Here is a 25,275-nt window from a genome sequence, read left to right on the forward strand (position 1 = left end):
ATAGAAGTTCTATTGCAGCCTTTTTTCAGGGGTTATTAAAGAAAAAGAGGTACCTTTTGGGGTACTAAAATCGTAAACATCTGTCGTTCAGAGCGTTGCGAACCATTCGCAACATACTCATAATTCGCACAGAGAAGTCCGAAATAGGAGTTGGTGATTTTCGTGCGATTCTCACGCGTCTTAACGTTATAAATATGCACTCCAAAAATGAATATATATACCAAAGCGAGAGTATTCAGGCTTTAGGAACAGTTCTCATTTAGAACAATTCATATCAGCAACATAAAAAATCGATTATACAAAGTACAATATAGCATTCTTTTATTATCTTTGTAGCCGAATTTATAAATATCACAAATGCGTATATTAGCCTTTTTCGTTTGTATAACCATGATGTTGTCGTGCGGAAACAATGAAGGTTGGGATTAAACTTAAATTGAACCTATAGATATTCTATAATTATGTTAGGCGCAATTATTGGAGACATAGTCGGCTCGATCTATGAGTTTGACAATATCAAAACTAAGGACTTTCCATTTTTTGATAATAGAATGGAATATACGGACGATAGCATTCTTACGATTGCTACCGCAGACTGGTTGATGAATGGTGGTGAGTCTGGCAGCTACTACCTGAAGTACGCAACGGACTATCCATACCCTATGGGCAGCTATGGCACCATGTTTGTACAGTGGGTACACCGCTCAAAACGTGGTTTCATGGAGCCATACGACAGTTGTGGTAACGGCTCAGCCATGCGTATAGGACCAGTGGGATGGGCATTTACTTCAGAGAAACAAACCCTGGACGCAGCAAAAAAATCTGCCGAGTGTACGCACAATCATCCAGAAGGAATTAAAGGAGCCCAGGCTGTGGCTCTTTGTATCTATCTGGCACGTCAAGGAATATCTGTGTCAGAGATAAAAGGCAGGATTGAAACTGATTTTGGCTATGACCTGTCGTTAAGCGTCGAAGAAATCCGGCCACGCTACTCTTGGCAGGGTCTGGATGGCATAATCTCTGGTGGAACCTGTCAGGGAAGTGTGCCACAAGCAATTACATGCGCTTTGGAGGCAACAGACTTTGAGGATGCCATCCGAAACGCTATCAGTATAGGCGGCGACTCTGACACGATTGGCTGTATTACTGGATCAATTGCGGAAGCCTTGTATGGTATTCCTACAGACATACGAAGCAAAGGGATGAACTATCTACCCACTGCGCTTCGGAACACAGTGGAAGAGTTTGAGAGTAAGTATGGTTCAAAATAAAGAATGACAATATGGAATATACATATAAATATCCACGTCCTGCTGTTACTGCCGACTGTATAGTGATGACCAACGAACCACAGCCAAAGGTTCTGCTCATCCAAAGGGGTGCAGCCCCATTTAAAGGAGCATGGGCATTCCCTGGCGGGTTCATGAATATGGACGAAACGACGGAACAATGTGCCATCCGTGAACTGGAAGAAGAGACGGGGCTGAAGGTGACCACCGTTCATCAGGTTGGAGCATACTCAAAAGTTGATCGCGACCCACGAGGTCGTACCATCACCGTGGCATACCTCGCCATCATTGATTCCCCACAGGAAGTCCATGGCCAAGATGATGCCGCAAAAGCAGAATGGTTCCCGATAAACGAGCTTCCAACTCTCGCTTTTGACCATGCAGAGATTATGGCAGATGCGATAAGAAAAATGCATTTGCTAATGGAGTAGTAGAGAAAAGGATGGGCTAAAATAATTATTTGTCTCACCTCTGCCACTGTTTGGCGTACCCTATTTATACTTTTGCAGAAAAGACAAAGAAATATGGACAACGACAGAGGACAAAGTTTGATTACTAAATACGTCTGGGTGATAGAGACCATCTATCGCAAGCGTAAGATCTCGTTCAAGGAACTGAACGAGCTATGGCTTCGCGATGACATTAGCAGAGGTGTGGATATCCCCAAACGTACCTTCGACAACTGGCGTTATGTTATCTGGGATATGTTTGGCATCAACATCGCCAATGAAGGGCGTGGCGAGTACCGTTACTACATCGAGAATGAAGAGGATATTAGCAAGAACGGACTCCGTTCCTGGCTTTACAACACTTTCTGTGTGAGCAATGCCTTGGCAAACAGCCAGAGCATTAAAGATCGTATTATTTTGGAATACGTACCATCTGGTCAGGACTACCTTCAGCCCATCATTGAGGCCATGAAGGAAAACCGTGTGCTAAACATGACTTATCACAGTTATTGGAAGGATGAGGAGAACAACTTCGATGTTCAGCCGTATTGTGTAAAACTGTTCCGGCAGCGTTGGTACATGGTGGCTCGTAGCACTTATTCCTATTATTATGAGAAAGGGCCACGTATCTATTCCCTTGATCGTATCAAATATCTTCATGCAACAGACGAGACTTTTGAAATGCCAAAGAACTGGACGGCAGAGGATTTCTTTGACGGCTGCTTTGGAATCATTGCAGAACAGTCTGTCAAAATCCAACCTGTTAAGTTAAAAGTATCAGCAGGACAGGCCAACTACATCCGTGATTTGAAGATGCACGAGTCGCAGGAAGAGATAGAGCGCAATGAAGAGTATAGCATCTTTACCTTTAATCTCCGTCCAGAGTTCGATTTCCAGCAGGAACTGCTTTGGAATGGTGAAGACATGGAGGTACTTGAACCCTACTGGCTCCGCAAAGAGATTGCCAGTAAGATTAAGAGAATGTGGAACAAATATAGTGCAAGCGAGAACAAAGACAAACTTGTTTGATCTTTGTCGAGTGTAGCCTATATTATCAAAATACAAAGATGACAAATAATGAAAGATTTTGCAGCTATAGATTTTGAAACGGCTAACAATGAGCGTAGCTCTGTTTGTTCTGTTGGTATCGTCATTGTACGAAATGGTGAGATTGTAGATACGTTCTATTCTCTCATCCAGCCAGAGCCGAACTATTATAACTATTGGTGTTCTCAGGTGCATGGACTCTGCCAGGATGATACTGAGGATGCACCAGTATTCCCGAAAGTATGGGCGCAAATAGAACCTCTAATAGAGGGTTTACCGCTTGTCGCTCATAATAAACCTTTTGACGAAGGGTGTCTGAAGGCTGTGTTTCGAGTATATCAGATGGATTACCCAGATTACGAGTTTTACGACACTCTTTGTGTTTCACGACGAGTGCTCCCTGATTTAGAAAATCACCAACTTCATACTGTAGCTGCCGCCTGTGGTTATGAGTTGGAAAACCATCATCACGCACTTGCTGATGCAGAGGCATGTGCTTGGATAGCAAGAGAAATATTGTAATAAGCATATTTTTATGACGATTGACCCGATAAAGCTCATAAAAGAGTTCATTCACGATTATCTACATGATAATTTGGACGAATTAGTTAACTTCCGACTGTATGATCTAAGAGAAGACGAGAAGTATGGTTGTCCCAATCGGAAGTTCGATTCGGATGACACTAATATAATGCGTGCAATCTATTGTGTTTTATTCTCCGACGCATGGCAAGGGCTGACAATGGATACACTCGAAGATTATACCTTCAGAGGTGATACTATGAACACGTACAATACGATGTTTGGAAGACCATGTAATGATTCGCTTCATCCTGGATTAGATAAGTTCAGCCCGTCTAGTGAACTTATCACAAAGGTGGAATATTTCCAAAACTGTGTATGTGGCACCATTGGCAATATGTGTGTCCTGCCGAATATTGGGCATAAATACAACGGTGAGTACGAAACATTGAATACTTACCGAGGATGCCACTATATCTGGCATGACTTCTTCGATCAATTCCTTGTTGCTTTAGAATCCGTGTTGGAGAAAAAAAAAGATGCGGACTATCCTCTTCAGAAACATATAATGCTTAATGAGCAGGCTTTTCGCCCTTATATGAATGATGATGGTATTACACGCCTTTCCCAAGCCTTGCTGTGGGAAGACTACCTTAATAAGGATGGAAAGCCCTTTATATCATCTAAAGGTTTCTTCTATTGGAGGAATTTTGACATGACTGCTGATGATTATTTGCTTGAAGCGGAACGCTATGTAGATTTTGCTACAAGAGTCATCCGTCATAGAGCAGAAATTATGGTTAAGAAATTAAAGATTAAACTATATATGAAACACAGAACAATTGACCCAGTGGCAATTAAAGAGTTGACTTGCTTAGATTTTCATATTCCATCATATCAACGCGGTTACAGATGGACCACGCAACAGGTTAGCGAATTACTTGAAGATATTGAAGATTTCTGCGAAAAGGGAGCAAAAGGTATTTACTGCATACAGCCGCTTGTAGTGAAGGAACACGGCACTTCCTGGGACGTGATAGATGGACAGCAACGACTTACCACCATCAATATCATTCTTTCCTGTTTAAATCAGGAAAAGTATAAGCTGCAATATCAGACAAGGCCCAAAAGTCAGATGTTCCTCAGCTATATTCTCAATCGTACGGAAGAGGAAGCCAAGGAGAATATCGACTTCTATCACATGATTGAGGCACGTAACTTCATTCTTCGTTGGAAACAAGGTAAGGATGAAGAGTATATCAAGGAATTCACAAAAATCTTGTTAGACAAGGTTAAATTCATATGGTATGATACGGACACACAAGACCCAATTGAGGTATTTACTCGCTTAAACATTGATAAAATACCGCTTACTTCAGCAGAACTCATTAAAGCTATCCTGCTTAACCGTTCTAACTTCCCGTCAGACGATAACTATGAGAGGATTCGGCTCATACAACAGGATATCGCTTCACAATGGAACGAGATAGAAGCCATGTTACAAAACGATGAATTTTGGCTTTTCTTTCATGATGATACTTATACACAAGAAACACGAATTGATTTCATCTTTGAATTGATGTGTAGCCAGCGTGTATTGGGTGAGCCGACAGAGGATATTGGCACCGACCAATCTCGTGTATTTCGCTATTTTTATGGTTATTTTCACGATTCAAAATACAGCGAAACGACGCTAAAAATTGTTTGGGAAAAGGTTAAGAAAATATATAGTACACTCTATGAGTGGTTTACGCATCTTGAACTTTACCACTATATAGGATACTTGATGGCTCGTCCTAAGGAATCCACACGACAGAAAGGAAACCCCGCAGCCCAGCAAGCACTACTCTTCAAATATCTCACTGAATGGAACAAGCCAGGCATGACTATTGGAAAGTTCAAGGAATATCTCATTGGTGAAATCAACAACACGCTGAATGATTGCGCAGACCTTGGAAAGATTTACGAACTGAAAGGTTGCCCGAAGACACAATGTCGACCACTATTGCTCCTACATAATGTAGAATCGGTCATCCAACAGGGTCTGATCGTGCAGAAGGAGTATGGTCAGAGTGTCTTTACAAAATTCCCGTTCAATCTTTACAAAAAAGAAAAATGGGATGTAGAACACATTGACTCCAATACTTCTAATGAACTCACAAGTTTTAATGATCAGAAGGAATGGCTTCTGACAACATACATTATCTCGACTGATGAACAAAGGAAAGACATAAAGAACTTCTGTCTTAATATGCAGGACAACGATAATGAGGCAGAGCGTAAGCGTATTTTTGATAAACTGGCACAGGAGATTCTTCCAGAAGGAAATGCTGAAGAATATCTCGACGAAGAAGAAAAAAACATGGTATGGAACTTCACTCTGCTAGACGAAAGTACGAATAGAAGCTACGGAAACGCAATCTTTCCTGCCAAGCGTCGCACCATCATAGGGAAGGAACAAGGCGTGTATTATCCTATACCTACATTTAATAAGGAAAAAGGCTTTGAGGTTCCCGTGGAGCGCAAAGCCAAGTCTGCCTTCATTCCACCTTGCACGAAACAGGCATTCATGAAATATTACAGCCCTACATCCGGAAGCATGGTGGCATGGACTAAAAATGATGCCGAAGCTTATCTGAAGAATATTTATCGTATCTTATCCCAGAAATTCAAAGTTAAAGACTATGTTTCAGACACTATATAATATACTGCGTCAGCAACGCATCGAAATTCCCATTATTCAGCGCGATTACGCTCAGGGACGTGAAAATAAGGTGTATCTTCGTGAGCGCTTGCTCGGGAAGATGATTAAGGCTCTGCAAGATAAGTCTGGCAAAGATACTTTGAGCCTTGATTTCGTTTATGGCACAAATGAACATGGTGCCATGTGGCCATTGGATGGACAGCAACGTCTAACTACACTGTGGCTACTTCACTGGTATCTTGCCGTGAGGACAAATAACCTTGCCTCTGCAGAGGGGTGGCTCAGTCAGTTTACTTATGAAACCCGTACAACTTCTCGCGATTTCTGCAAGAGTCTCTGCAACATGGATACGGAGGCCTTCAATCAGAGTGGCATGAAACTCGTGGATTTCATTAAAGACCAGACATGGTTCTACTCCAAATATAAGCAAGATCCTACTATACAGGGAATGCTCCGGACGCTGGGAGGAACGAATATCACAAATTCTGAAAACGTGGACATTCAAGATGGTATAGAGGAGTTTCTTGCTGACGACAATAACTGTTCTGAGTATTGGGAGCGATTGTTAGCTGACGATTGTCCAATTTACTTTCTCTTCAAGGACATGAAGGATGAGAATCTGCCATTATCGGATGATCTTTATATAAAGATGAATGCCAGAGGAAAACAGCTGACGGACTTTGAAAACTTTAAAGCAGATCTTATCGGATATGCTCCAAACGAGGACAAGCCCAACGAAAAACTTTTCAATCATAAAACAGCTTCGCTCATTGACAATGAGTGGACGGATGTGTTCTGGAAAGAAGCGAGTTCTAAGGGTATTTTTAAGGTGGATGACATATACTATAAGTTCTTGCGCCGCTATTTTCTTGACAGGCTGATTGCCACGACATCCCGTAACGTACAGGAAACGCAACAGATTAATCTGTATCAAGACCTCTATAAAGGCAAAGAGAACTATGATGGACTAAAAGGATATGGCGAGGTACTAACATCAGAAACAATTAATTCTTTAGAAAAGCTGTTTGCTCGTTGGAATGGAGCGAAGATTGCTCCTTATTGGGAAGAAACCGACGTTTTCGCCTTTATTCCAGAATATGTTGTCAAAGAAACAGGCAAAGATGACGAGCCTACAGTTGTGGAGGTTTCATCTATTAGTCAAAAACAACGGGCTGTATTCCATGCAGTTTGTTGCTATTTTGAATATAATGAGATATTCAACAAAGAACAATTTGAACAATGGATGCGCTTCGTCTGGAATGTCGTGGAAAACAGCAGCTTGAACAACGAGGAAGCAATGATTGGTGCTATCCGTTTATTTGAAGAACTGCGTCCCCAAAGTGATAATATCTTGCAATTCCTCGCTTCTGATGAAAAAATACGATCTAGTTTCGCGGCAAAGCAGGTGGAAGAGGAACGCTTCAAGGCTAAACTGCTATGTGGTAAAAATAGAGAAGAATGGCTAAAACTCATAAGAGAAGCCGAGGAAATGCAGTTCTTTAAAGGAAACATCGCTTGTTTGCTCCGTTATGATAGCAAGGAATTCGTAGAGGATATTGAATGTTTCAAAGTGAAACTCTTGCATGCAAGTACTTACTTCGATGACAAAGAGGTCAGAAAGGAATATGCGCTGTCACTCACAAAAGCTTTAATCCGTATAGCTCATCACTGGGAGCAGCTCGTCGAACAATATATTTATGACACCAGTGCTGATGCATGGAAAGAAAAAATACTTCATAGCACAAATCCAAATTACTATAAGGAAGTACATACACTCTTGACAGCAGATAACCTTGATGAGCTTGACTTTATAAGCATTGAGGACAGAGAAAGGGATTGGGTTAAATCAGCCAATCATATTAAAATGCTATTCGCTGAAAGCAAATTCTTAGAGGAAGAACCATACTATCGTTATGGAAAAATCGTAAGTAATGGATCTGAATGGAGGCTTCACTGGACTGCAGGTGTATTGACATTCTTCCCATATAGAAGGAACTATGCCTACTGTTTCGATTGGATTGACACAGATAGTAACTACTCTTTCCGTCGAAATATTATGCTGTCGCATCCAAACATAGAAGTTGATTCTGATGTAAATTCATGTAACCAAGGAATATTCTGGAATTGGAGAGTGTATTTCAATTACAATGGAAACTCGTTCATGTGGGGATATGACAATATCATATATCTCCTTAATCGAATAAATGAACCCAAGAAAAGAGATTCAAATCATAAGAACGAAAGAGATGACAAATACTTCTGTATTCACATGAACGAACTGCCTGATATTTCGCAACAAGGACTGCTGATCCGGCTAACACATCTAGCAGAAGAAGCTTCAATGTGATTACGATTATCAAGGTGTCTCTTCAATCTAACGATTTTTGTTATAAACAATATCACTAGTGTCCGGTTAATTTTTTCCGAACGTTAATTAAATGTTTAAATTTCAATGAGATACAGCGATTTAAAAATTTTCCGATTTGATTTTTTATCTTTGTACTGTCTCATATATAAGATAGCACAGGATATGAATGCCGGAAATACTGTATTCTCGCAACTGATGTCTCTCATCCCTGACTACGAGCTCAGGAAATGTATTGACAGATATAGAGGGGATTTTCATGCAAGACGATTCACTTGCCGTGACCAGTTCCTTGTCATGAGTTATGCTCAGCTGACCAGCAGCGCAAGCCTCCGTAGCATAGAGGCTCAGTTGACTGCTTTCAACTCCAAGTTGTATCATGCCGGTCTGAAGGTGATGCCCAAGTCCACTCTCGCCGACATGAACGAGAAGAAGGACTGGCGTATCTATCAGGACTACGCAATGGTACTTGTCGAGAGGGCTAAAGTCCTGTATAAACATGAATACTATCGGTTGGGCATTGACAATATGGTGTATGCCTTTGACAGCAGTACCATCAACCTGTGTCTGCAACTCTGTCCATGGGCGAAGTTCCATCATGACAAAGGTGATTTCAAAATGCACACTTTGATTGATGTAAAGAACAACATACCCAACTTCATCATGCTTACTCCTGGCAATGTGCATGATACTCAGGCTATGGACAGCTTGCCTGTAGAAGCAGGGGCTTACTATCTGATGGATAAAGGCTATGTGGACTTTGACCGTCTTTTCCGTCTCTTCCAACAGCAGAAGGCTTACTTTGTAACCAGAGCAAAGGACAACATGAAATATTCCGTATTCGAGGCAAGAGAGGTTGACAGGCAGACTGGCGTCATCACTGACGAGTCCATCAGTCTTACTGGTCTCTTTACAGCCAAGAAGTACCCTGATTTGTTGCGTCTGGTCGTCTATGAGGACTTTGCGCAGAACGTAGCGTATCGATTCCTGACGAATGACTTCACCCTTGAAGCAATTACCATTGCGGAACTGTACCGAGAGCGCTGGACTATCGAAACGTTCTTCAAATGGATCAAGCAGCACCTGCACATCAAGACGTTCTATGGGACGTCCCAAAATGCAGTCTTCACACAGATATGGATTGCCATCTGTGACTACCTGCTGCTTATTATTGCTCTGAAGATGTATCATATCGAACAAAATCTTTACATATTCTCTAATGTCATCGGCCAAGTTCTATTTGAGAGGACTCCGCTGAATGAACTTTTTGACAAACCAATTATTAATCAAAATCCGGAAGATGACCGCCAACTTTCGCTTTGGTGAAATTTAACCAGACAGTAGTGAAGTTGCACATTTTCTTCAAAGTATTCATAATGGATGTCAGCGTCCCTGATGGGAGTCGTTATCTGAATGAAACGACTTTGCTGCCATGAGCGAGGACGGCAATATGCATATATCCGTTTTTTATTACCATACTTTTCCCTTATGGTATACTTGACGTCATCAACAAGTTCTTGATTAATCCAAACTGACATAATATATCATTAATTGAAGTTACTTTTATGTAAAACAGGATTTGTATTATCAATATAGCAAATCTTTTAGTCGCTCTGCTTCAACCTTCAACTTTTCTGGATTTAGGTCTGCCAGTTTTTGAAGGTTAAGAAGCTTCCATTTGACAGATGGAAAGTCCTTAAAATAAGCGAACTCATAGTTTTCCCATTCTGGGGCACCATATTCAAAGCTGACCAGGAAGTGGCGGTCGGCATCTGTTAAGATGTTATTAACGTCAGATATTAGTTTGGTACGAGTTTCTTCAAATTCTTCGTATGAAAATGGAGAATCGGTCATACCAACAAATTGATTGGCAAGTGCTTCATGCTGATCAATAAGAGTCGGAGCAAACGATTCATGAATGGGACGGTCACTGCCAAGTAAACAGAAAATGAGACCTTCACGGCAATCCTTCAGTGGAATAGTCATGTACTTTACATCGAATAGGTCTCGTGGATGTTGACGTGAGAGTGCTGCTGCTACCTTACCTCCATAGAGTTGTGAAATGGGAACAATGTCAGCGATGCAATATACTTGAAACTCATCCTGTGCCTTTTCGCATAATGGAAGATGCATTAACTCACCACCTACGATACCTCGTTTTGTTTGGTTTACCTCAACCTTGACTTGTTTGCCTCGGTATTCGCAGAGTAATTTGCATGTAGCATAGTTTGGAATGATGTGCATACCTGGGAATGCTTTACGTGCTTTCTCGCTAATCGATTTCAGATGGAAGTTAATGTCATCAATACTTTTCTTACGGTCAGCTAAAGGAATATAAGTGAGATCAATGTCAACTGAATACCTTGGAAGATTCCTTAGAAAGAGATTGATTGCCGTTCCCCCGTGTACAGCAAAAACCTTTTCTTCCATAACCAAAGGTAAAAGACGCAATAGGAGATCTACCTTCTGAGCATAAACGCTTGATTGTATATCTTGTTTATTCATATTCTGCTAATTCTCTTGGAATTGTGATTTTATATTTTGAGACATAGACACCACCTTTGCACAATTGTATTTTAGAAGTGCCAAGGTTTATTCGGCTAACATCAATTGCTTTATACCAAGGATAATTAGCCTTTTCTGCCATATAAAGGAACATTCTTTTGACAGTCATGTTATTAGTCGTTTCAAGCAATTGCTGAACTATGGTTGGGCGAAGTGCCGTTAATTGCTCCATGATGTAATATAAATCCATGAAGCTATATCTATTTGGGGCCAATAGAAGACATTCCATGAAAGCAAGTTCTGGTGAAGATGCTTGTACGGTATAATTATTCTGTTTTATTGCTTGTTTCTGGATTAGGCCGAAAGCCGATGTTGTAAAAAACTCTATTGCCATATCAAACAAATCGCTTTTTGCCCATTGAGGAGTTCTTGGCTCATTGCTGGCTACCATGAGTTGTGGTTTTCCCATTGGTACAAAATGGTAATAACCGGAAAGCTCAAGAGCAGAGTGGGCTGCTACACGATACTGTTTACCAGTTTGCTCCTGGCAACTTGCTAAAGCTGCCAATGCTGATAGAGAATCTCCGCTACGATACATAACCCCCTTAGACAAGGATGTCAGCCAGCCAGATTTACGGTACTGCTTCATCAACTGATCAGAATATCCCTGCTTCTTTAGTGCCTCGGAAAAAATAATTCCTCCGGGGAGTATATTCATTAGTAACGAGTTGATTTTGCTCTTTGTTTCTACAGCCATATTTTATAATACGTTGAATATTTCAACTACAAAGATATACTATTTCTTTGATAGAACCAAATGTTTGGTTAAAAAATATGCATTATTCTATATTTTCACTTTAGTTATAAGTTGAAATGGCTTTGAGATAAGGTTATAATTGTCTTTTGGGAAAGTAGGTTTAGTTTACTCCACATTATATATAAAGAGGGATAAACTAAACCTACTTCCCCATGCAGATATTATGGCAGATGCCATCGCTGCCTATAACAGTTTCATAAAGTAAGATATATAGTAAAAAATGATAGTGCTAATAACGATATTTCAGCAAAGCTTCTAGCGTCGTATCAATATCAAATGCTTTAAGAAACGGCAGGTCGTGAGGCCTGCCGTTTTGTTAATCTGTTAGTTTCATTCTTCCTCAAAGAACTTTCCTTTAGGAATCGGTGCAGCCTCAGCCAAGCAGCAGTTAAAGCGTTCGCGGCTTCGGCGTTCACGGGCGAACATCTCCTTGGTTCCTTTCTCATCCTGAGTAAATTCCATGTGTTCCTCGATGGCAAACGACTGAGCCATCTCCTCAACATCAAGATTATCTGTACCAATCAGCGTGAAGGTCCAGTTCTGCTTCTTCAGTTTCTCGATGAGATTACGTACCATCTTCAGCGTCCATTCCTCGCTGCAGTTCTCATAACCGTCAGTTATGATGGTCACAAGAACATGATCGCCATCTTCTACTTGGCCATTGACCTTTGAGATGCCCTTTCCGATAGCATCGTAAAGAGGTGTGGCAGAACACGGATGATATGCTTTCCACTTCAAATCCGTTGTCTTGTCTGCAAGTGTATTGTCGTAGTGCAGCTTAGTATGGTCGCTGTCAAAGGTTATCAACGTGACATACTGAATCTGGTTTGGATACTTCTTCTGCATCATGCGAACAGTCTGCAGGGTTTCATTCATACCAGTAAAGGCCTGCTTGCGGATGCACTCCATAGAACCGCTCTCGTCAACAATAATCAAATTGTGAACTCTTGTTGGAATTAAATCTTTCATAATCATCATGTTTTAAAGGATTAATACTTCTGTATCGTCATGTCTTTATCACTTTAAAGAAGATTTCCGGAAAAAATTAAGTAGTATCACATTTTTTTCGTAAATTCGCCCCATAAACTGTAATATGACCTATAGACGATTATCAGACAAGGACATTCTGAAGGGCTTCCGCAATGGCGACGCCGACATTATCCGTACCTATTTCTACGGGTACTGTGAAGTAGGCTATTATATATTCGACCAGCGGTATCAACTTCATGAGAAAGAGAATCTGGACTTCCTTTCGCTTGCCCATCAGTATGCTATATACTTGATGGAGCATGATTGGAAACCTCTGGAGGATCACTCCCCAAACGTATCCCTAAAGACTTGGTTAATCAATGGTTTTCGTTTTATTGTCCTCGATGCACTTAAATGGTACCGAAAGGAATATGGCAGCATCACATTTGAGGACTATCTCCAGTCGTTTGATGTCACGAGTAATCTTCGTCTGCAGTTTAACCGTATGGTTGAAGATGTCTGCGACCATGTTCCTATGGGCAGACAAGAGCGACTTATCATTGATATGATTCTCCTTCAGGGTTTCAAGTCAAAGGATGTTGCCACCCAGATGGGAATGACGCCTGCAGCCATATCACAGAAATACAAGAAAATCAAGGAAGACATCATCGTGCCGTATTTCCGTCAAAACTTTGATATGGACTTTGACATGCCTGAGATTATGCCGGACTTCGGTGTTGTCGGCGAGCCTATGTTGGAAGAGGCAGCGCCCTGCGCCATACATATGGATATTATGGAAAGAAGAACTATGGAAGAAAAACGTACTACTCCGGAGCGTATTACCTCGCTCCAGCCAAACGAGATTTTTGTCTTCGGGTCAAACCTTCGCGGAATGCATGGCGGAGGTGCAGCCTATATTGCTTATCGTCATTTCGGCGCCATCATGGGACAAGGTGTCGGTCTGCAGGGACAGAGCTATGCCATCCCCACGATGCAAGGTGGCGTAGAGACAATTCGTCCCTACGTCGATGAGTTCATCGAGTTCGCTAAGCAGCACCAGAACTTAACATTTCTGGTGACTCGCATTGGCTGCGGCATAGCTGGATTCACCGATGAAGAGATTGCCCCACTATTCGAAAAAGCCCACGAAGTAGAGAATATTATATTGCCGCAAGGTTGGTAGGAAGACAGATATGAAAGTAGAAATTATCTCGGCCAGACCCGAAGATACGGATTTCATAGCATGGATTGTAGCCCAAGGTATGCACATGGATGGTGTGCCGTCGTTTTTGAAAAAGCACGGTGCTCGCAATGATACGCTCTATAGTTGGCAGAATACTCGCCTTCTTCTGTGTGATGGCAGACTGGCTGGTGGTCTTATCTCCTACGATGGAGCCACGCATGAGGAAAGACGAAGGAATACCTGGGTAATGCCCAACGGTAAACTGCTCAGTTCTGGTGATGTACCAGAAACGACGGCCGGTGAATACTATCTTGACTCTCTGGCCATCGTACCAGAGTTTCGAGGAAATGGGCTGTGGAGATTGTTGTTTGATGATGCAGTAAAAATCGCCAAAGAAAAAGGTTTCCATCGCGTCACGTTGATTTACGATGAGGAGTATCCAAAGTTGGCACAGCTTTATACTTCTTATGGTTTTGTACCAGAAGACACATTCTTGTATTTCGACACACTCTGTCGTAAAATGTCACTCTCAATATAGAAACATGTACTCAACCTATACTGATAAACGTTTTTTCGATGAGTAAGATGAAAAAGAATAATAAAGAACTTACTATCATAAATTATAAACGGAGCACTATATAAACAAAAGCGAATGAAGAATAAACGGGAATACATACAGGCCAACAAGGAATGGTTGGAGGCGAAAGCCAAAGAGGAAGGTGTCAAGGCTTTGCCCAAAGGCATCTATTATAAGGTGCTGAGTGAGGGGAATCAGAATAGTCCAAGACCCACTGTCCGAAGTATCATCACAGCCCACTATACTGGCAAGACCATTGACGGAAAGCAGTTTGACAGCAGTCGTGGCGGTGTGCCGTTGGCCTGCAGGCTCTGCGACCTTATTGAGGGTTGGATCATCGCTATGCAACAGATGCATATTGGCGACAAGTGGGAACTTTACTTACCTGCCGAAATGGGTTACGGAAAATTTTCTCAGCCGGGTATTCCCGGCGGCTCAACACTTATCTTTGAAATAGAATTGATAGGCATAGCATGAAAGAGGATACATCTCTATTTGAAGAGAGACAGAATTTTGCTAATGATACCTATTTATGATTAATCTACTTTGAAAGCAGTTCTGAGGACGTGCCAAAAGAAAAGCATAACTTTTGAGTATTGCACAATTTATGAAATCGCCGTACCTTCGCATCCAGTTTATTAAACCATTAAGATAAAATAGAAATGAATAAAACTATTGTAGTATTTGGTTCCTCGACTGGAACATGCGAGGCTATCGCAGAGAAGATAGCCCAGAAACTTGGCTGTGAGGCCATCAACGTTCAGGATCTCACAGCTGATGTCGTCGAAAATAATCAGAACCTTATTCTCGGCACTTCAACATGGGGTGCCGGTGAGTTGCAGGACGACTGGTACGACGGACTGCGAGTACTAAAGGCAGCCAACCTTGCTGACAAGACCATCGCCCTCTTCGGTTGTGGTGATTGCGAGTCGTATGGCGACACCTTCGTGGGTGGTATCGGTGAACTGTATAACGGTATCAAGGAGAGCGGTGCAAACTTTGTGGGAAGTGTCAGTACTGACGGATACACATTCGATGCCTCTGAAGCTGTCGTAGATGGTAAGTTTGTGGGACTGCCCTTGGACGATGTCAACGAGGATGACAAGACTGATGTCCGCATCGATGCGTGGATTGCTGAGATTTCTTCAAACCTCTAAAACTTAGGTATATGCAGCAGACGGTGAATCGACAGATGACAGAGCAGGTACTCCCTCCAGAGGCCAAGGTGCTGATGAACCATATTTATGAATATAAGAAAGGTGTGCGCAGGATGATACTCTTCACATGCAATCGCCGTTTCGAGGCATTTGCCACGAACCGTCTGCGTCGCCAGTCTATCGACTATGTGGTGCAGCCCGCTGGCAAGGAGAATGTCAATGTGTATTTTGGTCGCAAGGAGTGCCTCGATGCCATCCGTCTTTTCATCACCCGTCCGCTGAATAAGCTGACTCCCGAAGAGGACTTCATCCTTGGAGCCATGCTTGGCTACGACATCTGCGCCCAGTGTGAGCGATACTGCGAACGCAAGGGACGGTGTGCCAATTGTCAGCATGTGCAATAGACATCTCAAGTACAATAAAAATCCCTGGCCTGCAATGCAAGCCAGGGATTTACTATTAGTTTAGAATCATCTGTCTTATGATACCTCAATGGCCTTGGTGACTTTCTCCTTCGGTTCGGCTTTCGGCATCGTGATGGTCAGGATGCCGTCCTCCACCTTGGCAGAAATCTTATCGCGGACCACATCATCAGGGAGTGTGTAGTTCTGCTCGTAGTTCGAATAACTGAACTCACGGCGCAGATAGTGACGGTGACTATCCTCATGCTTGTGTTCCTGTTTGTTCTCAATGGCGATGGTGAGGTTGCCCTCGTCGTTAATACCTATGCGGCAATATTCTTTCTTAATGCCTGGAGCTGCAAGTTCCATGATGTAGCTCTTGTCGGTCTCCTTGACATTGACTGCTGGTGCTGTACTATTGGCACGAGGCATCCAATCATTGTTAAAGAAATCCTCAAATACTGTTGGCATCCAACTGTTCTGAAACATTACTGGTAACATAATTAATACCTCCTAATTATATTTTTAGTTTGACATTTTATTGATTGCCTCGGCTTATTTGCTTCGGCTTACGCTAACAGATATGCAAAGTACATGCCTATGGAAACAGTGGTCAGCGTGTTTTGTCATTCTGGCATGGAATTTAAACTCGCTTAAACGATACTGACAATTCTTTAAACTCGCTTAAACATTGGCCGGAAAATCTGTCAGTCGCTATGTCCAAAACTCTTTTTCTCCAGTCTGCCGCATCTCGCCCTGACACTTCGGGCAGGTGTGTCCGTTCCATAGTCGGATGTTATCGCTTCCGCACTGCAAACAGAGTCGGCCTACCTCACTCCTGTACGATGGTGCCACGTCTGCAATAATTCCTCCCACCACGATGTTCTGGATGCTCTTACAGTCTGGGCACGACACAGCACGTATCTCCTGGCGGAAGACTCCTCTGCCTTCATATACCTCGGCTTCATAGCCACACTCGCTGCAGCGATATTTCAATTTCCAAGCCATTTCTTTACTAACAATCGTTTTGCAGGGCAAAAATACATAATTATGACCGATTTTTAGTACTTTTGCAACAAATAATATGATCTGAAGAATAATTGTCATTCTCAAAGGCAAAGTCAAGGTAACGACCTACAACGACAATGATGAGATGACATATTGGAAATAAAGAGAGAAAGAAATAAAGTACAGACTATATATGAAAAAGATATTATTCCTGCATGGTTTCTTTGCCAGCGGTCAGTGCGTACCTGCAGTGGCTTTGAGAGAGGCTTTCGAAGGACGTGTTGAGGTGCTTACTCCCGACTTGCCAATACATCCACAGATGGCACTGGAACAAATCCGGGGCATCTGTGATAGGGAGCATCCCGACCTGCTGGTGGGAAACAGTTGCGGTTCGTTCTATGCCCAGATGCTGGCGCCCATAGTTGGCATCCCTGCCCTGCTTGGCAACCCACATTTTCAGATGACGGCATTTCTGAAGGAACGCATCGGAGAGCATGAATACAAGTCACCACGCAAGGACGGCAACCAGCAGTTTGCTATCGATGAAAGCCTAATACAGGAGTTTGCAGAGTTGGAAAACGTTCAATTCAGCTATTGTACCCCCTACTACAAAGACAAAGTTTGGGGGGTGTTCGGTGATAAGGACACCCTAGCTCACTTCGAGCCGTTGTTTTTGAAACATTACAGCAATTCATTCCACTTTCCAGGTGCTCACACTCCAACGGCCAAAGAAGTACGCACATGGTATGTTCCACTGATAGAGAAGATGCTGATGGCGCTACCGGATGACTACAGACCGTTTCAGTGAAAAACTGAGCGTTGCAATATTGCAGGCGCTCAACAAGATCGGTCTCTTGAAGTATTTCCGCCCCATGCCTACTGAGCAAGTGACACATGTTATTATTTTGATGGCCAATATACAAATAATTCTTCATATCATACTGCCACAAAGAGAAATTTTTGTAAATATTTATGATATGAAGAACGATAGATCTCTTATCGTATCTGAAATATGCTTTCGCGCCACTTCCGGACGCATCGCTTCCTGTAGAGAAATCCCTTCGGGATTGATGCATCTGACGTCAGAGAAACCTGCTTGCAGAAGCGCCTCTCTGTCTCTGATGCGACCGGCTATCAAACATACCGGCACGTCACCAGACTGGTGCAACACGCCAACGGGCAACTTGCCCATGAGGGTCTGACTATCAGCAGATCCTTCGCCCGTGATGACAAGATCTGCATCTTTGACCACTTCTCTGAATCGGGCCGCTTCAAGAAGCACCTCTATGCCTGGTCTGCAAGTGGCATGCATGTATTGTAGGAAAGCATATCCTAATCCACCGGCTGCACCCGCTCCATCATCATTGGAACAGTCATAACCGAAATGTTTGGCTGAAACTTCAGCAAATTTTCTGGCACGAGCATCTAACCGCTCCACCATCTCAGGAGAGGCGCCTTTCTGTGGAGCAAAGATATGAGCAGCTCCTTGTGCACCACAAAGAGGATTCTTCACATCGGAAGCAATGGTAAACTGAATATCCTTGAGTTCTGTAATATCATCAAACTGCCCTTGCTTGGCAAAAGTGTCAATCAAGGCTCTAAGCATCCCCATACCGGCATCGCTGGTAGCACTGCCACCAAGTCCTACGATGATTTGTTTGGCCCCTTTTCGGATAGCATCGGCAATGAGTTGGCCTGTACCATAGCTGGTGGCTACCATGGGATTGCGCTCTTCTTCAGAGAGAAGAGTAAGTCCACTGGCCTGCGCAATCTCTATGACTGCCTCTTGCCCGCATAACAGATATTGGGCTGTAACGCAGCGCATCAATGGGTCGCGCACCGCCACTTCCTGAATTGTGCCGCCAATAGCTGCATGGAAGGCATCAACGAAACCTTCGCCACCATCGCTGACAGGTATCTGAACAATGTCTGCATCTGGAAAAACACTTCTAACACCATCAGCTGCCGCTTGATTGGCATCAGCAGAACTCAGACACCCTTTCATAGAATCTATGACAACGACAATTTTCATAACATATCATTTAAGTTGGTACAAGCCATTTCCTTACTTAAAATTATTTTGCTGGGCAAAAATACATAATTCTACCCGATTTTTAGTACTTTTGCAGCAGAATAATCAGGTATTGAAGAATAATTGATACAACAAATAGAACATGAGTATGTTTCGAGAAATGAGGCGTAAGCGTCAACAACTTACTGAAGAAGATAGTATTGCCATTCTGCAGAAGGCCACATCAGGTACTTTGGCACTACTCGGCGATGATGATTATCCCTATGCCGTTCCCATCAGCTATGTATATCATGACGGGAAACTATTCTTCCATAGTGCTATGGCAGGTCATAAGGTTGATGCTATCCGTAAGTGTGATAAGGCATCTTTCTGCGTCATCGAGCAGGATAATATCCAACCGGAAAAGTTCACCACCTTTTTCCGAAGTGTGATTGCTTTCGGCAGAATCCACATAGTCGAGGATGAGCAAGAGAAACTACAAATGGTTCGAATGCTTGGCAACCGTTACAATCCCAATCAGGATGAAGCCCTACAGAAAGAGATTGAGAGCGGTTTTTCGCATATGCTGGCCATTCGTTTCGACATCGAGCATCTGACGGGAAAGGAGGCTATTGAGCTGGTGAGGCAGCGCCCTCATAATACAGGCGAATGAATAAATACAAATGAAATTACCTAAGCTTATTATCACTATAGACGGGATATTCCGTCTGGGGATGGTTGACCAGCACAGAGACCTTCTGCAACCCAGCGACCAGTGCATTGGCGGTGGCTACTACGCTTTCGACTTCGTTTACAACCGCATCATCCTGGATAGAGAGTCATACGACTTTGGCCGACCGAAGTGGCACCTACTTGATACACTAAAGGTGCCATCAACATATCGCGGCCTTCGCATCGTCTATAAGTACGACGATGGTTTTCATGACGATTTCAATGTCAGCGAGGAACTAAAGATAGAATATTATGATTAAGCGTATGACAGAGAAAGAAAAAATGCTGGCTGGCGAGATATACTCAGCCGTTGACCCAGAGGTATTGAAAGAACTAACTGTTACAAGGGACAAGATATTTGAATACAACACTCTTCGCCCGTCAGAAACGAAGAGAATGAAGGAAATAATCAAGGAGTTGTTCGGTTCTGTAGGCGACGATAACTTTTTACTCAATCAGCCTTTTCGTTGCGACTATGGCAGGCAAATAAGTATTGGCAAGCGTTTCTTTGCCAATTTCAACTTCACGGTACTTGATGAAGCGCATGTCACCATTGGCGACGATTGTTTCATCGGCCCAAATGTAAGCATTTATACAGCTTGCCATAGCACAGACCCTATAGAGCGCAATAGTCGTCAGGAATGGGCAAAACCTGTCACCATAGGTAATAACGTATGGATTGGCGGCAGCGTAACAATACTACCTGGAGTAACTATCGGCAATAATGTAACTATCGGTGCAGGCTCAGTTGTGGTAAAGGACATACCATCTAACACTGTTGCCGTAGGTAATCCTTGCAAGGTCATAAAGAATATATGACAGGCTACGACTCCATCTGGCACATGCAGGACGAACTCCAAACGGTCTTCTAACTGCATCTGCAGATTCTCTTCGTCATGCAGTTCTGTTATGTCTATCAATAATAACAATTAAAACTGTTTGTAAAAGTACCACAAGATGCGGTATATTCAGTATCTTTGCATTGTATTTTGAGAATTATTAGAAATCGATATTAGTAAATAGACTAAAGCGATGATAGAAAAGAAGTTAACCTCTACACAAGAGGATATCATTCAGATCAAACAGCTCTACGAGACGGCTTTTCCTGAGAACGAGCGTATTCCTTGGCCCGACCTGATGCGTCTCATTGATGAGATGCATCTGGATTTCACCTCCTTTTATGATGATGACGCGCTGGTTGGCTTCTACATCGTATATCCTGGACCAAAGGTCAACTGGTTCTGGTACTTTGCCGTGAAAGAAGAACTCCGAGGCCAGGGTATTGGTCAGCAGATTCTCACGCTCCTAATTCAGAAGTACGAGGGCAAGACCATTGTCCTTGATATGGAAAATCCTTATCAAGAACCGTGTCCCAACCCAGAACAGCGCCAGCGTCGCCAACATTTCTACCTCCGCAACGGCTTCCGTGACACAAATCTTTTCAAGTCCTACGACGACATTGAAATGACTATCATGATGATGGGGCCTGGAGTATTTACCATGGCAGACTGGGACACCATCACCAACGAACTCCGCCAACACTGGGCATGGGACTAATTATGCAATCAGTTTTGTAACAACATAAAACGAAGGTATTATGAATCTATTTGTCGTTATTATCGTATTTATTATTATTGCTTTTGTTACTGCTTTTGTTTTGAACCTGAATAAAGAAAAGAAATTCGAGAATAGTCTTTCTGAAGGCGAGATCAAGACAAAAATGCTCTACAAAGGTAGCCTTGCACATTATCTAATGGTTGTAAGTGAAACTAATACCGTTATCAATAAACTTCATACCATTATTACTAGAAACTAGTTGTTGTTTATTATGGAAATCAAGGAATTATTGAATAAGACAGATCGTTTTGCTGCAAATACTGGCTGCCAGATAACAGAGGCGAACGAAAGGCATGCCGTTGCCGTGATGACAGTCACCAATGCTCATCTCAACGGCGGGAATGTGTGCCAGGGTGGGGCACTCTTTACGTTGGCTGACTTGGCCATTGCTGCATTGATGAATGCCTCCGGCCGTCTTACCTTTGGCATCAGCAACTCAATCATGTTTGTAGCTTCTGCACATGAAGGCGACGTCCTCCGTGCTGAAGCCGTCTTTGTGTCTGACCATCATAAGATTCCCGCTGTAGAAGTCTGCGTGACAAATCAGGACGATGTCCTCATCTGTCATGTCACCGGCATGGGATACCGCAAGAATGTTCCTCTACCACAATCTTGCTGGGGCAAAAACACATAATTATGACCGATTTTTCGTACTTTTGCAGCGAAAGAACAAGCTAATGTCGCTAAAAGATTTACTTCAATCCGCCAATACTGAGCAATATAACGACTCCCCGCTATTCATTCAGCTCAGCCAGACCAAGCCCGAATATGGCATGAATCACCATATTCAGGTGGCTCTCTCTGATGGTGGCAAGATTACCGTCACTAATTGTCACGTGGGCTCGTTGGGTGACATCCTCACATACCCCATCGATGTGGACCAAAATCTCAACATCTCCAAAACACAGTTGCTGGATGCCATCCTGAAAGAAATGGAGAACGATGGTTTCACCGCTTCCGAACAAAAGGACTTCTGGGACGACTTCGACAACCTTCAGAAAGCAAAAATCATTAGATAGATATGGAAAAGAACTGGTATAGCCGCACAGAAATTAGCCCAGAAGTACAGAAGATAATGGCCAAGACTTCGGTTTCAATCAAACAGATGAATAGTCTAACACTGATAGACTTCAAGGAGAAAGAAACACTCATTCGTGAGCTATTTGGATCTGTAGGAAGCGCTCCCTTTGTGGGCGATAATTTCCATTGCGATTTCGGACAGAATATTCATGTAGGTAATAACTTCCACGCAGACTACAATTGTACGATGCTCGACCTAGAGGAAATCCGTATTGGAGACAACTGTTTGATAGGCCCCGACGTTGGTATCTATACCGCAGGACACCGACTGGAGCCAGAAGGTCGCGTTCTTGATGTTTACGGTAGCCCTATTACCATAGGAAACGATGTTTGGATTGGCGGACATTCCACTATTTTATCGGGTGTCACCATCGGCGACGGTGTTGTTATAGCTGCAGGTTCTGTGGTGACAAATGACGTGGCTCCCAGAACACTCGTAGCTGGCAACCCCGCCATATTCAAGAAGAATATAAAATAATGAATTGAATGAATCTCCCAAAGTTTATTATCACAATGGACGGCGTTTTCCGTCTGGGAATGGTTGACCAGCACAAGCACCTACTGAAGCCAGGCGACCAGTGCATTGGCGGTGGCTACTACGCTTTCGACTTCGTATCAAACTGCATTATCCTAGATAGAGAGTCGTACGACTTCGGACGTCCCAAGTGGCACCTGTTGGACACGCTGAAGGTGCCATCAACATATCGCGGCCTTCGCATCGTCTATAAGTACGACGACAACTTTCACGAAGATTTCAACGTGAGTGAGGAAATGCAAATAAAATACTACGACTGACTACTTAACACCCTCTTCCATCGATACTGCAAGCAGCTCCTTCATCCTGAGGTCGTGGTTCCAAGCCGACATCCTTCGAGTAGAGCGTCACCGTACCATCCTCTAACACATAACAAGGGATGCCTAAATCATCTACTGCCTTTGCTTCGTCGAACGCCGGGTTTGTGTCACGAAGTTTGATAAACTGCTTCAGGTTCCTAACATGCTTACCAATGTCAATCACCTCAAAGTTAGGATTTCCCTCAACCTGCTTCTCGACATATTCACAGTCTGGACAGGTTTCCATCACATACATCTTAATCATAGTTATATTTCTTTTTTGAATTATTGTGTTCTGCAAATATCGCCCATAAATGTCAATCAAACAACTTCTTCCAAATCCAAAGTACAGTCACGGCACCAAGGACACAGAATACAAAGTTTGTGAAGTAGCCTTTACCAAATAGTTCGATATTCAGCAGATGACTAATGAACGTACCAGCATAACTACCTATAACACCTATAAAAAGGTTCATACAACACCCTTTACCTTCACCGCTCATAATGCGGTTGGCAACGTAGCCAATCAAAATGCCGGTGATGATGGGCCATGCCGTAAAATCTGCAATGTGTTCTAACATATCTAATACTTTTTATATGATACCGCAAAGATACGATTATTTTATACAAATCTATTCAATAAAAAAAGAAATATTTTTTATCTCTTGAAAATGATTGGGTCAAAGAACAAAAAAAAGGAGACTCGAAAGCAAGCTTTTTGTCTCCATTTCCTGTTCTTTATGATTCCGGCGAATTGACTTCGTCGATCCGTGGCCCTGCTACGGGCCAATCATTTAAAAGCAAAAAAATAACGAGCGAAAGTAAAACTTTGCTCGCTATTCCTTGGTTTTTGTGATTCCGGCGGAATTAACTCCTACCTTGTATTTCAATCACTTATACGTCTTTTTGTTACTCCGTTAACCTCGGTAGCAAATGACATAATATTTAGATTTCTCTAGTTCGCGAGGCATCTCTATGCCTTGTAAAACTCTTAACTAAGTTAGTTATTCGTTTTAACGGGTGCAAAGGTAGGCATTTTATTTGTTACCACCAAATTATGAACCTAAAAAATGTACTTGGGAAGTTTGGAAATGGGCAAAAAAACACCTGATAGTTTGAATGGCTTCAGGGACTACCAGGACTGAACGATGCAAAGGTAGGAAATAATTCTGAAACTTCCAAATAATTTGCTATTTTTCTTCCATTTTGAGGTATAATTACCTGTTTTTAACCTCTTATATACACATAATATGGCTACATTCATCACCTACATGATCCAAACCGTACATTAGCTTTGGAGCATCTATTCCCATCCAGTTAAACAACATCATCATACGAGCATAATTCATTAAAACATAGTTGGTGTCAATACTAATAGGACGTCCAAAACAAATTGGCTCATGATGAGCAATTCTGTTACGAATATTATTAATATGGTCTAGTTCCTGAAAGATTCGAGAATTATCAACTCTATTTTGAGCTGTTGTACGTGGCTTATTGGGAAAAATATTGAGCAAATAACGACCACCTAAACGATACTGTACATTATTAAACATATATTTCCAAACGCCAAACTCCATCTGCGATAATAGCTTTGAATGGCTATATGTATTTGAGAATACAAGTCCGTCGTATGCCTTCTTTACAATTTTCCGAGTACCATCCACTCTACCATCGGTAGCAAATGGGCCGCTTGGCATAATAATATCTCGCAACCAGTCACTACCCCAATGTTGCTGCATTTCCTTATCAATTCGGTTACGTAGCGCAACTTCAAAACAACTGATCATCGTGAACATCTCTTGCGAGAGTTTCAAGTTATGACGATAGAGGGTCATTGCCCTGCGAGTATCATTATTGCAGGCCACAAGATATTTCCTCATGCGGTCTGCTGATATAATATCTTCAAATTCCGTATATTTCATTGCTGCTGCATATTTACTTCATTCTTATCAATTAGCCAATAATTATCGGCATTTTCAGCATTTCTTTACTGCAAATGCTTATA

Annotated in this window: 30 protein-coding genes; 21 read left to right on the forward strand and 9 right to left on the reverse strand. The window is 42.5% G+C overall.

Going from position 1 to position 25,275, the window contains the following annotated elements; genetic code table 11:
- The first annotated feature begins 461 nt into the window (after positions 1-461).
- The 7 genes from L6475_RS07705 (at position 462) to L6475_RS07735 (ending at position 9,702) form a co-directional block, all read left to right on the forward strand.
- On the forward strand, positions 462-1,271 hold the full coding sequence (locus L6475_RS07705; RefSeq protein WP_237818747.1) for an ADP-ribosylglycohydrolase family protein: 810 nt from the start codon (positions 462-464) through the stop codon (positions 1,269-1,271).
- An 11-nt stretch (positions 1,272-1,282) separates the two neighbouring features.
- The gene (locus L6475_RS07710) at positions 1,283-1,720 is read left to right on the forward strand and encodes an NUDIX hydrolase (RefSeq protein ID WP_237818749.1); all 438 of its coding nucleotides are present in this window, start codon (positions 1,283-1,285) and stop codon (positions 1,718-1,720) included.
- 93 nt (positions 1,721-1,813) lie between these two features.
- Positions 1,814-2,767: a YafY family protein gene (locus L6475_RS07715; protein WP_237818751.1), complete on the forward strand. Its 954-nt coding sequence runs from the start codon at positions 1,814-1,816 to the stop codon at positions 2,765-2,767.
- 48 nt (positions 2,768-2,815) lie between these two features.
- Positions 2,816-3,307 carry a 3'-5' exonuclease gene (locus L6475_RS07720; protein ID WP_237818753.1) on the forward strand — a complete coding sequence of 164 codons (492 nt, stop codon included), beginning with the start codon at positions 2,816-2,818 and terminating at the stop codon, positions 3,305-3,307.
- 220 nt (positions 3,308-3,527) lie between these two features.
- Complete coding sequence (locus L6475_RS07725) at positions 3,528-6,011, forward strand: DUF262 domain-containing protein (RefSeq protein WP_237818755.1); 2,484 nt, start codon at positions 3,528-3,530, stop codon at positions 6,009-6,011.
- Positions 5,992-8,358, forward strand: a complete 2,367-nt coding sequence (locus L6475_RS07730) for a DUF262 domain-containing protein (RefSeq protein ID WP_237818758.1) — start codon at positions 5,992-5,994, stop codon at positions 8,356-8,358. The genes L6475_RS07725 and L6475_RS07730 overlap by 20 nt, the downstream gene beginning before the upstream one ends.
- Positions 8,359-8,541: 183 nt before the next feature.
- Positions 8,542-9,702 carry an IS4 family transposase gene (locus tag L6475_RS07735; protein WP_370641581.1) on the forward strand — a complete coding sequence of 387 codons (1,161 nt, stop codon included), beginning with the start codon at positions 8,542-8,544 and terminating at the stop codon, positions 9,700-9,702.
- Positions 9,703-9,963: 261 nt separating this feature from the next.
- Here the strand turns inward: L6475_RS07735 and L6475_RS07740 are convergent, their stop codons facing one another.
- The 3 genes from L6475_RS07740 to L6475_RS07750 form a co-directional block, all read right to left on the reverse strand.
- On the reverse strand, positions 9,964-10,881 hold the full coding sequence (locus tag L6475_RS07740) for a nucleotidyl transferase AbiEii/AbiGii toxin family protein (RefSeq protein ID WP_237818760.1): 918 nt from the start codon (positions 10,879-10,881) through the stop codon (positions 9,964-9,966).
- Positions 10,874-11,638 (reverse strand): type IV toxin-antitoxin system AbiEi family antitoxin, encoded by a 765-nt coding sequence (locus tag L6475_RS07745; protein ID WP_237818761.1) that lies wholly within the window; start codon positions 11,636-11,638, stop codon positions 10,874-10,876. Before L6475_RS07745 ends, L6475_RS07740 begins: the two co-directional genes overlap by 8 nt.
- Before the next feature lie 390 nt (positions 11,639-12,028).
- On the reverse strand, positions 12,029-12,667 hold the full coding sequence (locus L6475_RS07750) for a VWA domain-containing protein (protein ID WP_237818762.1): 639 nt from the start codon (positions 12,665-12,667) through the stop codon (positions 12,029-12,031).
- Between the two features lie 808 nt (positions 12,668-13,475).
- On the opposite strand from L6475_RS07750, the gene L6475_RS07755 reads away from it, so the two are divergent.
- The 5 genes from L6475_RS07755 (at position 13,476) to L6475_RS07775 (ending at position 15,988) form a co-directional block, all read left to right on the forward strand.
- The gene (locus L6475_RS07755) at positions 13,476-13,850 is read left to right on the forward strand and encodes a hypothetical protein (RefSeq protein ID WP_237824085.1); all 375 of its coding nucleotides are present in this window, start codon (positions 13,476-13,478) and stop codon (positions 13,848-13,850) included.
- A gap of 10 nt (positions 13,851-13,860) precedes the next feature.
- Positions 13,861-14,388: an N-acetyltransferase gene (locus L6475_RS07760; RefSeq protein WP_237818763.1), complete on the forward strand. Its 528-nt coding sequence runs from the start codon at positions 13,861-13,863 to the stop codon at positions 14,386-14,388.
- Between the two features lie 114 nt (positions 14,389-14,502).
- Positions 14,503-14,904: an FKBP-type peptidyl-prolyl cis-trans isomerase gene (locus L6475_RS07765; RefSeq protein ID WP_237818764.1), complete on the forward strand. Its 402-nt coding sequence runs from the start codon at positions 14,503-14,505 to the stop codon at positions 14,902-14,904.
- A 185-nt stretch (positions 14,905-15,089) separates the two neighbouring features.
- Positions 15,090-15,584, forward strand: coding sequence for a flavodoxin FldA (gene fldA, locus L6475_RS07770; RefSeq protein WP_237818766.1), 495 nt, complete (start codon positions 15,090-15,092; stop codon positions 15,582-15,584).
- A gap of 11 nt (positions 15,585-15,595) precedes the next feature.
- On the forward strand, positions 15,596-15,988 hold the full coding sequence (locus tag L6475_RS07775) for a DUF2023 family protein (RefSeq protein ID WP_370641582.1): 393 nt from the start codon (positions 15,596-15,598) through the stop codon (positions 15,986-15,988).
- A gap of 75 nt (positions 15,989-16,063) precedes the next feature.
- Here the strand turns inward: L6475_RS07775 and L6475_RS07780 are convergent, their stop codons facing one another.
- Positions 16,064-16,474: an Hsp20/alpha crystallin family protein gene (locus tag L6475_RS07780; protein ID WP_237818768.1), complete on the reverse strand. Its 411-nt coding sequence runs from the start codon at positions 16,472-16,474 to the stop codon at positions 16,064-16,066.
- Positions 16,475-16,699: 225 nt separating this feature from the next.
- Positions 16,700-16,993 carry a hypothetical protein gene (locus L6475_RS07785; protein ID WP_237818770.1) on the reverse strand — a complete coding sequence of 98 codons (294 nt, stop codon included), beginning with the start codon at positions 16,991-16,993 and terminating at the stop codon, positions 16,700-16,702.
- Positions 16,994-17,186: 193 nt separating this feature from the next.
- Between L6475_RS07785 and L6475_RS07790 the strand changes: the two genes are divergently transcribed.
- Entirely contained in the window at positions 17,187-17,801 is a 615-nt protein-coding gene (locus L6475_RS07790) for a YqiA/YcfP family alpha/beta fold hydrolase (RefSeq protein WP_237818772.1), read from the forward strand.
- 162 nt (positions 17,802-17,963) lie between these two features.
- On the opposite strand, the gene L6475_RS07795 is transcribed toward L6475_RS07790, so the two are convergent.
- On the reverse strand, positions 17,964-19,025 hold the full coding sequence (locus L6475_RS07795; protein WP_237818775.1) for a glycerate kinase: 1,062 nt from the start codon (positions 19,023-19,025) through the stop codon (positions 17,964-17,966).
- A gap of 142 nt (positions 19,026-19,167) precedes the next feature.
- On the opposite strand from L6475_RS07795, the gene L6475_RS07800 reads away from it, so the two are divergent.
- From L6475_RS07800 to L6475_RS07835, 8 genes are all read left to right on the forward strand, one after another.
- On the forward strand, positions 19,168-19,677 hold the full coding sequence (locus tag L6475_RS07800; RefSeq protein WP_237818777.1) for a NimIJ family nitroimidazole resistance protein: 510 nt from the start codon (positions 19,168-19,170) through the stop codon (positions 19,675-19,677).
- Between the two features lie 10 nt (positions 19,678-19,687).
- Positions 19,688-19,996, forward strand: a complete 309-nt coding sequence (locus L6475_RS07805; RefSeq protein ID WP_237818779.1) for a hypothetical protein — start codon at positions 19,688-19,690, stop codon at positions 19,994-19,996.
- On the forward strand, positions 19,989-20,555 hold the full coding sequence (locus L6475_RS07810) for a sugar O-acetyltransferase (protein ID WP_370641584.1): 567 nt from the start codon (positions 19,989-19,991) through the stop codon (positions 20,553-20,555). The genes L6475_RS07805 and L6475_RS07810 overlap by 8 nt, the downstream gene beginning before the upstream one ends.
- 213 nt (positions 20,556-20,768) lie before the next feature.
- Complete coding sequence (locus tag L6475_RS07815) at positions 20,769-21,293, forward strand: GNAT family N-acetyltransferase (RefSeq protein ID WP_237818781.1); 525 nt, start codon at positions 20,769-20,771, stop codon at positions 21,291-21,293.
- A 289-nt stretch (positions 21,294-21,582) separates the two neighbouring features.
- A complete protein-coding gene (locus tag L6475_RS07820) occupies positions 21,583-21,987 on the forward strand; it encodes a PaaI family thioesterase (RefSeq protein ID WP_237818783.1) in 405 nt (134 codons plus the stop codon).
- A 43-nt stretch (positions 21,988-22,030) separates the two neighbouring features.
- Positions 22,031-22,372 carry a hypothetical protein gene (locus L6475_RS07825; protein WP_237818785.1) on the forward strand — a complete coding sequence of 114 codons (342 nt, stop codon included), beginning with the start codon at positions 22,031-22,033 and terminating at the stop codon, positions 22,370-22,372.
- 2 nt (positions 22,373-22,374) lie between these two features.
- Complete coding sequence (locus L6475_RS07830) at positions 22,375-22,911, forward strand: sugar O-acetyltransferase (RefSeq protein WP_237818787.1); 537 nt, start codon at positions 22,375-22,377, stop codon at positions 22,909-22,911.
- Positions 22,912-22,919: 8 nt separating this feature from the next.
- Positions 22,920-23,228, forward strand: a complete 309-nt coding sequence (locus tag L6475_RS07835) for a hypothetical protein (RefSeq protein WP_237818789.1) — start codon at positions 22,920-22,922, stop codon at positions 23,226-23,228.
- A 4-nt stretch (positions 23,229-23,232) separates the two neighbouring features.
- Here L6475_RS07835 and L6475_RS07840 read toward each other — a convergent pair whose 3' ends face one another.
- From L6475_RS07840 to L6475_RS07850, 3 genes are all read right to left on the reverse strand, one after another.
- Positions 23,233-23,532: a glutaredoxin gene (locus L6475_RS07840; RefSeq protein ID WP_237818791.1), complete on the reverse strand. Its 300-nt coding sequence runs from the start codon at positions 23,530-23,532 to the stop codon at positions 23,233-23,235.
- A gap of 52 nt (positions 23,533-23,584) precedes the next feature.
- Positions 23,585-23,848 carry a GlsB/YeaQ/YmgE family stress response membrane protein gene (locus L6475_RS07845; protein WP_237818793.1) on the reverse strand — a complete coding sequence of 88 codons (264 nt, stop codon included), beginning with the start codon at positions 23,846-23,848 and terminating at the stop codon, positions 23,585-23,587.
- 654 nt (positions 23,849-24,502) lie between these two features.
- Entirely contained in the window at positions 24,503-25,192 is a 690-nt protein-coding gene (locus tag L6475_RS07850) for an Abi family protein (RefSeq protein WP_237818795.1), read from the reverse strand.
- Positions 25,193-25,275 lie beyond the last annotated feature (83 nt).

Source organism: Prevotella sp. E9-3, from assembly GCF_022024015.1.
Lineage (GTDB): Bacteria > Bacteroidota > Bacteroidia > Bacteroidales > Bacteroidaceae > Prevotella.